The following is a 12,398-nucleotide window of genomic DNA, read 5'->3' as shown; positions in this document are numbered from 1 at the left end:
CCCGGAGGCGTCACAGCTCGGCCCTGGGCTCCGCATCCAGCACATCGATGGTGTTCAGCAGGCGCAGGTAGGCGGCGAACGCCTCCTCGACCTGGTCCGGCTGCAGCCCGTACCGCTTCAGGTCGTACTGGTGCGGCCGGGTCCCCGCCGGCCGGGCGAGCACCTGGTCGAGCTGTGCCTCGTCGCTCGCCGTCCAGGTGGCGCCGATCGCCGAGTACAGGCGCGGCACCTCCGCGTGCGGGTCGGCGCTCAGCGTGTGGTACGGCACGTCCACGATGGCCGACGGCGGCAGGCTGAGCCGTGCCTCCAGCGCGGTGTTCACCCAGGTGACCATGGTGTCCAGCACGAGCTGTCCGACCTCCGGCGGGTCCGGGTCCTTCTGGTACATCGCCCACATCGTCTCGACGAGGCTGCACGTCGAGGCCAGGACCGTGGCGGGGTCGCGGTGCGTCCACACGAAGGTGGCGTCCGGGAACACCTCCTTGATCGCCGCCATGTCGTTCAGGTGCCCGGGGTACTTGACGATCCAGCGCTTGTGCTCGCGCCCGTGCTGCAGCACCTGCAGCCCTTGCTTCAGGTAGGCGTAGTCACCGGCCAGGTCCGCCGCGCTGCGACGCGCGTACCAGCCGCGGTAGGACGGCAGAGCCCCGTGCAGCAGCGCCCAGAAGGTCCCGTGCGGCAGGAGCATCATCGACTCCTCCGGCTGCTCGGCGCGGCTCGGGTGCAGATGCTTCAGCCCGGGCGCGAGCAGGCCCGTGACGAGCCGGCTGCCCTGGTCGAGCTTCTTGATCTCGCGCGCGGCGACGGCCGGGTCGTCCAGACCCGTGCAGGACATCTCCCACATGAGCGGGCCCCGGTGGGCCGGCGACGCGGCGAGCACGCGGTGGGTGAGGGTGGTCGCCGTGCGCGGCAGTCCGAGCACGAACACGGGATCGGTGATCGGCTCGGCGGCGATCTCCGGGTGCTCGGCCAGCAGGCCGCTGATGCGCAGCCGGTTGGCGTACCGGTCCTTGGCCGCGTTGAGCGCGAGCACCCAGCCCAGCGGCGTCAGCCGGGGTTCCGCGGCGATGCTCGCGAACACGGTGCCGAGGCCGTCGGCGAACTTCCGGTCCTGCGCGCCCGCCTCCCGCTCGACCTGGGCGACGGACTTCGCCCAGGCGCTCGACGGGTCCGCTCGCCCCCGGACGGCGGGGGAGAAGACGGTGTTCAGAACCTTGGAGGCTCGGGTGGTACGGCTCACGGTGTCCCTTCTCGTGCAGTCGGCGTGGGGTCGTGCGTGCGCGAGGTTCAGGACGCGGACGGGTCCGGCACGGCGGGCTGCTCCGGCTGGAAGACGACCGGGAGGGCTTCCAGGACCCGGAACCGGAAGTCCTGTGCCCACTGCAGCTCGTCCGCCTGCAGCGTGAGCGTGGGGGTGAGGCGGCGATGCAGCGTCTCGGCCGCCGTCCGGACGATCAGCCGGGCCAGGTGCGGGGCGGGGCACGCGTGCGCGCCCACCCCGAACGCGAGGTGGGCGCCGCTGCCGGAGCCGTCCCACGGGCCCGCGCCGCGGATGCTCGGATCCGAGCCGACCGCACCGACCGCGAGCAGCATCGCGTCGCCGCGCTGCACGAGCTTGCCGTCGAGCAGGAAGTCCTCGACGGCGATCCGCGGCGCCAGCGTGCTCACCGGCGACGCGGTCCACAGGACCTCGTCGAGTGCTTCGTCGGTCCCGAGCCGTCCGCCCGCCAGCCGCCTGGCGAACCGTTCGTCGGTCAGGGAGAGGTAGAGCGTCTGGGCGAGCCAGGCCCGCAGACCGAGCGCCGCGGTGGCCGTGAGGGACAGGAGGCCGAGCGCGGCCTCCGCGGTGCTCTCGTAGGCGGTGTGCCGCGCGAGCCGGCCGGCGGGCGTGGCCGTGCCGTCCGGCCGGCGGGCCGCCGCCTGTCCCGAGAGCAGAAAGCTCACCTCGTGCACGGCCGATGCTGCGTCCCGCTGTGCCGCTCCGCGCGTGGCGGCCTCGAACACCTGCTCGGCCGTCGCTGCGTCGAACCCGAGGACCGCACCGAGCGTCAGGTGCGGCATCGGCGCCACGTACTCGCGCACCAGGTCAGCCACGCCGGTCGGGGCGAACCCGTCGATGAGCTCCTCGCACCGGCTCCGGATGGTCCGGGCGACCTCGGCGTCGTCGATCACGGCGAGCACGTCGTCGAGCGGGGTGCGGAGCCGGCCGTGCGTGCTCCCGTCGGCCTGCTCGACCGTGAGCCGGCCGACCGGGGCCAGGGGGCGGAGCAGGGGCGAGTCCGCTGTCGGCGCCGGGCGCTCGTGACCACTCCAGGTCGCGGTCGCCGTCGTGAGGGGAAACTGGTCGCGGGCCATCGCGACGATCGTCCGGTACTCCGTCACCAGCCAGGCCCGGGTGCCGGGCTCCAGCTCGACCGGGACGACGTCGCCCCACTCCTCGCGAAGCCGAGCGTGGACGGTGCCCGCGTCGTGCGACGCGGCCAGCTCGCCGACGGCCGGGACCGTCGCGGGATCGTCGAGCTTCACGGGGCCGTGGGCGGGATCACCGCCGACGGCGTCGCCTGTTCCGGCGATACCGTCGATCAGGGTTGAGCTCATCGTGTGCCCGTCTGGGTCGGGAACGGGTTCTGTTTTCCCGGCCACACCATGCCGGATATGTGCCCGTCTGTCGAGGTATGTCCGAGGGTGAAATCGCCTGGACAACGGCTCAGCCGGCGTCGGCCGACGCACGCACCACGGCGCGCTGCCGTGCGGCGGCACGGTGGGCACGCACCACCGCGACGCCGACCACGATGACGAACCCGGCGAGCCCCGTCCACACCATGACCGGGCTGACGTTGAGCCCGGCGCCGTCGACGCCGGGAGTGCGGCCACCGTCCCGGCCCGACCCCGCCACGGCCAGCACCACGACCACGGTGAGGGCCACCGCGGTGCGGGCGACCCAGCGGCCCGCGGCATCCAGGGCGCCGCGGGCCGGCCGGTACGCCGGAGCGAGGAGCCGGACCAGCAGCAACGCCGCGACCGGCAGCTGCAGCAACCACACGGTGGTGCGGAACCACCCGTCGTACCAGACGTTCGTGCCGTACAGCAGGGTGTGCCAGACGCTCAGCACGTAGACGACGATGATCGAGGAGTGCAGTACGCGCCAGGCCCGGGCGCCGATCCGCCGCCGTGCGTAGTAGGCAAGGCCCAGCGGGACCGACAGGTAGAGGGCGAGCAGGCCGATGAGGATCGCGATCACACCGGTGCCGCTGGGGTAGACACCAGGGACGAACACGTTCAGGAACGCCGACCAGACCCGGCCCACCGGGTCCAGCCCCTCCGCGTTGCCGCGCACCTCCTCGGCGAAGAACCAGAACGCGTGCGCGAACATCAGCACGATCGTCGTCAGGCTGGTGGTGCGGTGCAGCTTCTCGACGGTCGAGGGCGTCAGCGGGAGCCACGCCTGCGGACGGCTGGACCGCACCAGGCCGAGCAGCACCGTGATCCACGCCCAGAGCAGGCCGGACCAGCCGAACGCCTGGCTCATCCAGTACATCCAGTAGGTGCCGGCGCCCCCGGCGAAGGTCGGGATGACGTCGATCGTCGGCGAGGTCCCCGCATGCACCCGCCACGTGAGCCACGCGAAGATCGCCAGGGTGATGAGCAGCGCGACCGAGGCATCCAGCCACGCTGCCCGAAGATCCTGCCGGAACGCCCCGCCGTCGAACCACCCGCGTACCCGTCGGACATCACGCATGAAGTTCCCCTCGCTCGGCACCGCGTCGGGACAGGACGGCGTCCCCGCAGGCCACAACCTACGGAGACGTCGAACGTGTGCCAAGCCCCGGGCCGCGGGGCCGACGACGGGTCAGAGCCCCGACAAGGCCTGCACCGCCTCGATCGTGTCCGCCTCGGCCGCACTCTTGTCGTCGCGGTAGCGCAACACCCGCGCGAACCGCAGGGCCAGCCCGCCCGGGTAGCGGGTGGAGCGCTGCAGCCCGTCGAACGCGATCTCGACCACCTGCTCCGGGCGGACCGTCACGACCCAGCCGTCGTCGTCGGTCGCGAGCTCGGTGAAGCGAGCGGTCTGCCACTCCAGCATCTCGTCGGTCATGCCCTTGAACGTCTTGCCGAGCATCACGAACCCACCCTCGGGGTCCCGCGCACCCAGGTGGATGTTCGACAGCCACCCCTGGCGGCGGCCGGAACCACGCTCGACCGCCAGCACCACGAGGTCGAGGGTCTGCCGCGGCTTCACCTTGATCCAGCCCGCACCGCGCCGACCGGCCGCGTAGGGCGCGTCGAGCGACTTCACCACCACACCTTCCTGCCCCTCGCGCAGCGCGCCCGCGAAGAACTCGGCGGCGGCGTCCGGGTCCGCGGTGAGCAGACGGCGCACCGTGTGCGACGCCGCCACCTCGTCGAGCACCGCGAGGCGCTCGCGGAGCGGGGCGTCGATCAGGTCGCGCCCGCCGGCGTGTAGCACGTCGAAGAAGAACGGCGACAGCCGCAGCTGGGCGACCAGCTCCACCTCCGGCGCCGCCTCCCGGGTGGCGGACCGTGCGGCGGTCTCCTGGAACGGGCGCGGCACGCCGTCCGGTCCGACGGCGAGCGCCTCACCGTCGAGAACGAGGCGATCGGACGGGAGGCTCCGCACCACCTCGACGATCTCGGGCACCCGTTCGGTGATGTCGTCCAGCGACCGCGTGACGACGCGCACCTCGTCGCCGAGGCGGTGCACCTGGATGCGGATGCCGTCGAGCTTGACGTCGACGCACCGCTCGGCGGGGTCACCGGAGCCGAGCTTCTCGAACGCGGTGGCGATGTCGGGCGCCGACTGGGCGAGCATGGGCCGCACCGGCCGTCCCACCTGGAGCGTGAACGTGGCCAGGGTGGCGGCCGGGTCGTCGGCGAGGAGCACGGCGCTCGCTACAGGGCCGGTCGCGCCGCGCATCATGACGGCGCGGCGGACGGCGTCGGCGGGGACCCCGGCAGCCTCGCCGACGGCGTCGACGACCACCGAGTCCAGCGCGCCCTGGCGCAGCTCGCCGGCGACGAGGCCGCGGAGGAACACCTGCTCGCGTTCGGTGGCGGCGCCGAAGAGTGCCGTCGCGGCGGTTGAGCGTGCCTGGGCGGACCCCGGGCCTTCGAGGCTTGCTATCTCGGCGAACGCCGCGTCGACGTCGCGCACGGTGAGCGTGGCGTCCGTCGCGGGCGGTGGGAGGTCGCGCAGCGCGGCCCAGCCGAGGCCGGTGCGACGCTGGCGCAGCGCGCCGGCGATGTAGGCGACGACGATCTCGGTGGTGGCGGCCCGATCGGCTGCGGCGGCGTCGCTCGCCGTTGCGCGGCGTAGCAGGTCAGCGATGGCCGCGCGCTTGGCAAGACGCGAGCGGGTGGCGGAGACGGCGTCGGACGTGGCGGCGACCTCTGCGAGGAGCATGCTCCATCTTGACGCGTGGTCCGCTCGGCGACCATGCGTCTGCTGCCAGGAATCCCCTGATCTTGGCAGCAGACGCATGGTCAACCCAGGTGCCAGGCGGTCACCGCGGCGTCGACGTCGGCCCGGGTACGGGTCTCGATCCCTGGCACGAGCTCGAAGGGCGCCTCGCCCTGCTTCGGCGCGCGGCGCCAGGTGCCGATCAGACGCCCGTCCAGGAGCACCCCCGGACGGAAGACCCCGTTGGTGAACGGGACCACCGTCCGCATGGCCTCGGCGTCGGCGACCAGGGCTCGGTCCTGGTAGCCCAGCACCATCTCGTCGAACCCCGGCACGAGTACGACGCCGGCGGGTTCCGCGAGCGGGGCGGCGAGCTCGCGCGGGTCGGACTCTCGCGCGACCAGCATCGTCGTGCCGTCGACCAGCACCTCGACGAGGGCGTCCGGTTGCTCCGCACGGAGCGCGGACACCGCGGCGCGCACGGGTGTCTTGGGCAGGCCGAGCCACCAGGCGAGGTCGTCCGTGGTCGCCGGACCCCGGCTGGTGAAGTAGGACCGTGCGATGCGGCGCAGGGCGAGGTCGGGTGCCTCGGCGGGCGCCGGTCCGGGCCTGGCCGTCGGCGTCGCGACCATCAGCTGCTGCGCGCCGGCGAAGGGGCCCCAGTGCAGCACTCCGCGGAGGGCCAGGGTGACGATCAGGTGGTATCCGCGCTGGCCCTCGACGGGCACTCCGGCCTCTCGCCACAGGTCGAGCATCGTGGCGCGCGAGATGCCGGCGGCGTCGCCGGGCGCCGCGAGCGCCTCCCGTGTGACGGTCTCGGCGTGCGCCACGACGGCGTCGTCCAGGCCCTCGGTCTCGCGGACGCGCCGGCCCTGGTGGGCCACCCGCTCGCCCGTCAGCGAGACGAGCGCGATGAGGTCGGCCGGTGTGGTCGCGAAGAGGGTGCCGCGCTGGGTCCACCCGCGCACGAGCTCGCCGGCGTCGAACGCGGCGCGCACGTCGTCCAGCGTGGTGCCCGGGCGGGAGCGGATCGCGATCGCCCGCAGCACCGCGGGCAGGTCCTGGCCCTGGAGGGCGACCATCCGGCGGACCACGTCGGCGGGGGACGGGCCCGGGGTGCCCGCGTCGCCGTCGGGCACCGTGAGGCCCTGCGTGCGCAGGCGGAGCCGGCGGGCGACGTCGGGGGAGAGGACGGACGGTCCGGGGTGCATGCGGGAAGGCTACGTGGCACGTCTGACACTGCCGGGTGCACCTGCCGTCAGTCCGGCGCGGGCGCCGCCGCGTCGCTGGACGACTCCGCCGGTGACGCCGGGCGGCCGGCGGAAGGTGCTGTCGCGGTGGTCCCTGCCCGCGCACCGGCGGCGAGCACCGTTCCGGTCGCCGCGACCGTTCCCAGCAGCGTCACGATGCCGGCGAGCAGGATCGGAGCGGACGGCCGCACGACCGGCTCGCCGATCAGCGCCTGCCAGGTGGTGATCCCGCACACCGCGGCGAGGGCGAGCGCGCCGATGAGCACGAGCCGGAACCGCACCCGCGGGACGCGTAGCACCGGGACCCGGCGGGAGACCAGCTCGAGCGCCAGCAGGCCGAGCGGGATCGCCTGCAGCGCGTGCAGCCCGATGAAGTGCGGGATCCGCAGGTCGCCACCCTCGGTGCTCCAGCCCAGGAACGGCAGTCCGGGCCCGCCGTCCGGGACACCGACCGCGTGGGCGCCGGAGACGCCCTGGAAGTCGTCGAGCTGGTCCGCTGTGGGGCCGGTCATCAGGAAGGCGAGTCCCATGCCGACGATCCCGAGGACGATCCCGGCGCGGATGGCCAGGTTGCGCGCAGCGTCCGGGCCGGGATGGAGCGCCACGGCGATGCCGACGGCGACGCTCGCGAGCCAGACGACGACGATGGAGCCGCCCATGACGGCCCAGAGCGCGCCGTTGAGCGGGGTGGTGATGTTGAAGTGGCTCGTCGTACCGGCCGCGGCGGCGCCGGCGATGACGGCTATCTCGACGAGCAGCGCCACGGCGGTGAAGGTGCCGAGCACATCGGCCGCCCGCCGGTACCGCTGTACCTGGCCGATCAGCCAGGCCAGGGTCACGGCGTAGATGCCGATCGAGAGCGCGAACTTCAGCGGCTTGAACCAGGCGTTCTGGCCGAGGATCTCTCGGGGGTCGGTGATCGCGAGCACTCCGGTCGCGATCGCGAGCAGGGCCATCACCACGGCAAGGGCGATGAGCGGGCGGTGCCACCGGTCGGGGCGGGGGAGCGGGGCGTGGACGGTCGGTGCGGAGAGGGCGGCGGGCGAGGTCATGATGATTCCTTCGTCTCGGTCGTCTCGTCTGTCTCGTGGTCCTGGCAGGGGACGACGCCCCCGCGGTAGCGGCGGTGGGTGTGCGACTCCTGCGCGATCCGGCGTAGTCCGGCGAGCAGCACGTCGCCGAGCACGATGCCGACCACGACGGCCTCGGCCATCTGGTCGCGGTCACCGCTCGCCGCGACCGCGTCGAGGTCGGCCTCGGCGATCATGTCGATGGCCTCCGCATAGCGGGGGAGCACCGTGCTCAGGTCGGTGCGGGTCATGGCGAGGTCGTCGAGCACGCCGGCGGCGAGCGGGATGCCGGGATTCTGTGGCACCGTCGCCCAGCCGCGCTCGCGCATGATCGCGTGCACCTGCTCGATCGCGGCGGCCGACGGCGGTGTGGCGTCGCGCGGTACCGACTGCTGGGCGATGCCGAAGACATGGTCGAGGACGATGTCGGGATCGTCGATCGCGGCGATGACCTTGCCGGCGGCGGCGACGGTGAGGCCGCCCGTGTCGATCAGCGCCCGGATGAGCCGGAGCCGCGCGACGTGGGACTCGTCGTACGCGGTCGAGTTGTAGCCGGTGCGCTCCCCGGCAGGGAGCAGCCCCTCCCGCGTGTAGTACTTGATCGAGGCGGAGCTGACGCCGGTCCGCTCGCTGAGTTCCGAGATGCGCATGCTGATAGTATCCCTATCGATAGTGCAGATATCAATAGGCAGACCACCAAGGAGCGCACCGTGCCCGAATCAGTACGTACTCCCGCCCGCGGCCGTCGCGTCCTCGCCGCCGCATGGTTCCTGCTCGCGCTGGGCGGCCTGGTCGGCACCTGGGCCTTCAACCTCGCGTTCATGGCCGACCCGCAGGGCCTCGGCTATCTCGAGGGCTGGTTCGCCAACGCCGCGAGCTCCTCCGCGGCGGTGGACGTCATCGTCGTCGCCGTCGCGGCGTCCCTGTTCATGCTCGCGGAGGGCGCCCGGATCGGCTGGGCCCGCTGGGCGTGGATCTTCGTGCCCCTGAGCTTCGCGATCGCCGTGGCCTTCACGTTCCCGCTCTTCCTCGCGATCCGGGAGCTCGCGCTGTACCGCAGGGAGCGACTGGTCGGCTGACCGTCGAGAGCCGGCGACGACCTGGTGCCCCGAGCAGGACTCGAACCTGCAACCTACGGATTAGAAGGCCGTTGCTCTATCCATTGAGCTATCGGGGCGCGGGCCTATGGTATCCATCCCGGGGAGTGGCCGTGCCGGGTGTTCCTCCAGCGTGTGCTCGCGCATCCGCCAGGACCAGGAGCATGCGCGAACGGTGGGGGAGGCCCGCTTCCCGCGGTGTGCGGCCGCCGGTCCGTTACTACAACAAACACTGTGTTTCTGCACACCAACTGTTCTGTCCCGCTTGGCAGAACGATCTTGACCTATCAGGATGAAGCCGTGACTCCAGGAACACGCTCCGCTGTGCTCGGCCGTCGGGGTGGTGTGGACCCGAACGTTGCGGAGCAGCTCGGCTTCACGGTGCACGACGTCGTACGAGATCTGCGTCGCGACGTCGCCGCCGCGACCTTGCCCCTTCCCCTCGAAAGCGCGGAGGAGGCAGAGGCCTCCCGCCTGCGCCTGCTGGCGCAGCTCGACGAGCACCTGCTGCCGCGCCTCGCCGAGCTGTCCAGCCCTGCCGTCGTCGTGCTGGCGGGTTCGACCGGGGCCGGCAAGTCCACCCTGTTCAACAGCCTGCTGCGCGAGGAGGTCTCCGAGGCCGGGGTGCTGCGACCCACCACCCGCGAGCCCGTCGTGGGCGTACACCCCCGGGACGTCGACACGCTCACGCCCGGCCCGGTCACCGAGCTGGCGCGGCTCGTCAAGCACGAGGGCGTGCCACGCGGCACCGCGCTGATGGACGCGCCCGACCTCGACTCGTTCCTCTCGGAGAACCGCTCCACGGCGCACCAGCTGCTCGAGGCGGCCGACCTCTGGCTGTTCGTCACCACGGCGGCCCGCTACGGCGACGCCCTGCCCTGGCAGGCGCTGGACCGCGCCAGAGAACGCGGCGCGAGCGTCGCGATGGTGCTCAACCGCGTGCCGAAGGAGACCCTGACGACGGTCCGCGCAGACCTCAACGCGCGGATGAAGGAGCGGGGCATGAAGGACGTCCCGCTGTTCATCGTGCCCGACGTGGGGCCGCACGAAGGCCTGCTCGACCCCAAGCTGGTGGAACCCGTCCAGCGCTGGCTCGGCCTGATGGCCGGCCCCGAGCGGTCGCGCACGATCATCCTGCGCACGCTCAAAGGAGCGCTCGGTGCGCTCCCCGAATGGGTGATGGGTCTGGTCGCCGCTGTCGAGGAGCAGGGCACGGCCGCCTTCGACCTGCGCAACGCCACCGACTCCGTGGTCCCGGACGAGCAGCTCGCCGCACGCACCGCCGTGCTCTCCGGAGCGGCAGGTGAGGGCACCGTCGCCGCGCGGTTCGCCGAGCTCGCCAGCACCCGGCACATCTCCCGGGTCACGGTCCGCGACGGCGTCGCACGCACCACCAAGCGCGCGGGCAAGAACCGCGAGGCGGCACTCGTGGGGCTGCGGGAGGAGGTCGAGGCCACCGCCGCCCGCGCCTTCGTCGCGGCCGGCGTCCGCACCGAGGAGAGCCTGCGGTCCGTCCTCGCCGGCCCCGGCGCACCCCCCGCGGGCGAGACGATCCTGCCGGACGGCGCCGCCCGTGCCGCGGAACGCCTCGCCTGGGGACGGACGGAGGCCGCCGAGTGGTCCCGGCTGGCCGACGACATCGTCGGGCGCATGGACGGGCCGACCGCGGAGGGCAGCGACCCGGACGCCCCGGCCCGCGCCGCCGGCGCACGCAAGGCCTTCGGTGACACCGGCCTCGCGACCCTGCTGCTCGCCACGGCGCTCGGGAACGACGACTCCGCCCGGCTCGTCGACCGGGTGCTCGGCGAGACCATGGGCGAAGCCATCGAGGAGCTACAGGGCGAACTTGCCGCCAAGGTGGCTCTAGCGGTTGCGGAAGAGGCCCGTTCTGTCCAGAGTGCCCTTGACGTCCCCGCCTTAGCCGACGACGCGGCCGCTCCGCTCCGCGTGCGGCTGGCCGAGCTCAGGAGGCTGACATGACGAGCCATGACGCGACACTGAGCGCACGCACCGAGGATCTCGGACGTGCGCTGCAGATCGCGGGATCACGCCTCGACGACGCCGTCTTCGGCAAGGTCGCCAGCTCCGTCGCCGGCGTGCGTGAACGGCTCGCGCTCGGGGTGGACCACACCGTGGTGGCGCTCGCGGGCGGCACCGGCTCGGGCAAGTCGAGCACGTTCAACAAGATCTCCCGGCTCACGTTCGCCGACGTCGGCGTCAAGCGCCCCACCACCGCCAAGGTGACCGCCTGCTCGTGGAGCGACGATGCCGCCCCGCTGCTGGACTGGCTCGGGGTGGAGCGCGAGCGCCGCATCACCCGGACCAGCGAGCTCGACGCCGCCGACGAGGCGGAGCTGGCCGGGCTGGTCCTGCTGGACCTGCCGGACCACGACTCCGTGGCCCCCGGTCACCGGGACGTGGTGGACAAGGTGCTGCCGCTCGTCGACCTGCTCGTGTGGGTGGTGGACCCGCAGAAGTATGCCGACGACGCCCTGCACACGGGCTACCTGCGCGACTCGTCGGGCATGCAGGCGTCCACGGTCGTGGTGCTCAACCAGATCGACACCGTCCCGGTGGGCCAGCGCGACAACCTGGTCAACGACGTCAAGCGGCTGCTGCGCGACGACGGGCTGGAGAACGTCCCGGTGGTCGCGGCCTCGACCAAGACCGACATCGGCATCGCCGACCTGCGCGGGCTCCTGGCACAGACGGTGGCGCGCCGGTCGGTCTCGGCCGGGCGGGCGGCGGGCGAGCTCGACGCCGCGGCGTCCCTCCTGCTGAGCCAGACCCCGGCCGAGGTGCCGTGGCACATCGACACGGTGCTCGAGCGCGAGGTCGACGCACTGGCGCGTGCGGCCGGGCTGGAGTCGGTCGCGGCGCAGGTCGGCGCGGCGGTGCGCAACGGGTACGGCTCGCCCGAGTTCCGCACACCGGACCCGGACTCGGTGGCCCTGTCCCGCTCGCGCTGGCTGGCCGGGTCGGGAGAGTCGCTCAAGCACGGCTGGCAGCGTTCGCTCGCCTCCAGCGTGGCGAGCGCTCAGGAGGTCGCGACGGCGGTCGCGACCGCGCTGCAGGGCGTCACCCTCGACACCCGGGGCCCGACGACGCAGCGCCTCACCCGCCGGATCGCGCTCGGCGCCGTGCTCGTGGCCGTGCTGCTCGGGATCGCCACGGTGCTGGCGTCGATGGGGGTCCTGCCGGCCGGGGAGACCTGGACCACGGTGCTCGGTGTGCTGGCCGTCGTGGCCGCGGTGACCGCGCTCGTGGCGTTCCTCGTGGCGATGCAGATGCGGCGGGCCCTGGCCGCCCGGCGCGCACAGGGAATCATCGCGTCGGGCAGGGCCGCGCTCGAACGGGTGCTCCAGCAGACCCTCGGCGCGCCCACCCAGCGCCTGCTGGACGAGCACCGCGCGGTGCGTGAGCTCGCACAGAGTGCGCGCGACGAGGGACCCTCCGCACCGCTCCGCCTGGAAGGGAACGCGACCACAGGCGGCTCGATCGGGTCTGCGTCCACAGGCACGGTCCGGCTCACGGACCTGGGCACCGTGCGCGCCTGATGCTG

10 protein-coding genes and 1 tRNA gene are annotated in these 12,398 nt (G+C 73.0%); 3 read left to right on the top strand and 8 right to left on the bottom strand.

Going from position 1 to position 12,398, the window contains the following annotated elements; genetic code table 11:
- Positions 1–10 precede the first annotated feature (10 nt).
- From ACFSL2_RS10285 to ACFSL2_RS10255, 7 genes are all read right to left on the bottom strand, one after another.
- The gene (locus ACFSL2_RS10285) at positions 11–1,240 is read right to left on the bottom strand and encodes a sulfotransferase family protein (RefSeq protein ID WP_377197768.1); all 1,230 of its coding nucleotides are present in this window, start codon (positions 1,238–1,240) and stop codon (positions 11–13) included.
- Positions 1,241–1,287: 47 nt separating this feature from the next.
- Entirely contained in the window at positions 1,288–2,598 is a 1,311-nt protein-coding gene (locus ACFSL2_RS10280; protein ID WP_377197767.1) for a cytochrome P450 family protein, read from the bottom strand.
- A 109-nt stretch (positions 2,599–2,707) separates the two neighbouring features.
- A complete protein-coding gene (locus tag ACFSL2_RS10275; RefSeq protein WP_377197766.1) occupies positions 2,708–3,739 on the bottom strand; it encodes a ferric reductase-like transmembrane domain-containing protein in 1,032 nt (343 codons plus the stop codon).
- A gap of 111 nt (positions 3,740–3,850) precedes the next feature.
- Entirely contained in the window at positions 3,851–5,422 is a 1,572-nt protein-coding gene (locus ACFSL2_RS10270; RefSeq protein ID WP_377197765.1) for an ATP-dependent DNA ligase, read from the bottom strand.
- 80 nt (positions 5,423–5,502) lie between these two features.
- Positions 5,503–6,630: a winged helix DNA-binding domain-containing protein gene (locus ACFSL2_RS10265; RefSeq protein ID WP_377197764.1), complete on the bottom strand. Its 1,128-nt coding sequence runs from the start codon at positions 6,628–6,630 to the stop codon at positions 5,503–5,505.
- A 47-nt stretch (positions 6,631–6,677) separates the two neighbouring features.
- Entirely contained in the window at positions 6,678–7,721 is a 1,044-nt protein-coding gene (locus ACFSL2_RS10260) for a hypothetical protein (RefSeq protein WP_377197763.1), read from the bottom strand.
- Positions 7,718–8,389 (bottom strand): MerR family transcriptional regulator, encoded by a 672-nt coding sequence (locus ACFSL2_RS10255; RefSeq protein WP_377197762.1) that lies wholly within the window; start codon positions 8,387–8,389, stop codon positions 7,718–7,720. The genes ACFSL2_RS10260 and ACFSL2_RS10255 overlap by 4 nt, the downstream gene beginning before the upstream one ends.
- Positions 8,390–8,449: 60 nt before the next feature.
- On the opposite strand from ACFSL2_RS10255, the gene ACFSL2_RS10250 reads away from it, so the two are divergent.
- Entirely contained in the window at positions 8,450–8,818 is a 369-nt protein-coding gene (locus ACFSL2_RS10250; RefSeq protein WP_377197761.1) for a DUF2834 domain-containing protein, read from the top strand.
- A gap of 22 nt (positions 8,819–8,840) precedes the next feature.
- Here the strand turns inward: ACFSL2_RS10250 and ACFSL2_RS10245 are convergent.
- Positions 8,841–8,916, bottom strand: a tRNA-Arg gene (locus ACFSL2_RS10245).
- Between the two features lie 220 nt (positions 8,917–9,136).
- On the opposite strand from ACFSL2_RS10245, the gene ACFSL2_RS10240 reads away from it, so the two are divergent.
- Both ACFSL2_RS10240 and ACFSL2_RS10235 read left to right on the top strand, forming a co-directional pair.
- Positions 9,137–10,816, top strand: coding sequence for a GTPase (locus ACFSL2_RS10240; protein WP_377197760.1), 1,680 nt, complete (start codon positions 9,137–9,139; stop codon positions 10,814–10,816).
- On the top strand, positions 10,813–12,393 hold the full coding sequence (locus ACFSL2_RS10235) for a GTP-binding protein (RefSeq protein WP_377197759.1): 1,581 nt from the start codon (positions 10,813–10,815) through the stop codon (positions 12,391–12,393). The genes ACFSL2_RS10240 and ACFSL2_RS10235 overlap by 4 nt, the downstream gene beginning before the upstream one ends.
- Positions 12,394–12,398: the final 5 nt, after the last annotated feature.

It is taken from the genome of Promicromonospora aerolata, from assembly GCF_042682255.1.
Classification (GTDB): domain Bacteria; phylum Actinomycetota; class Actinomycetes; order Actinomycetales; family Cellulomonadaceae; genus Promicromonospora; species Promicromonospora aerolata.
Note: the sequence above shows the minus strand (reverse complement) of the source record. Positions and strands in the feature narration are given on the sequence as shown.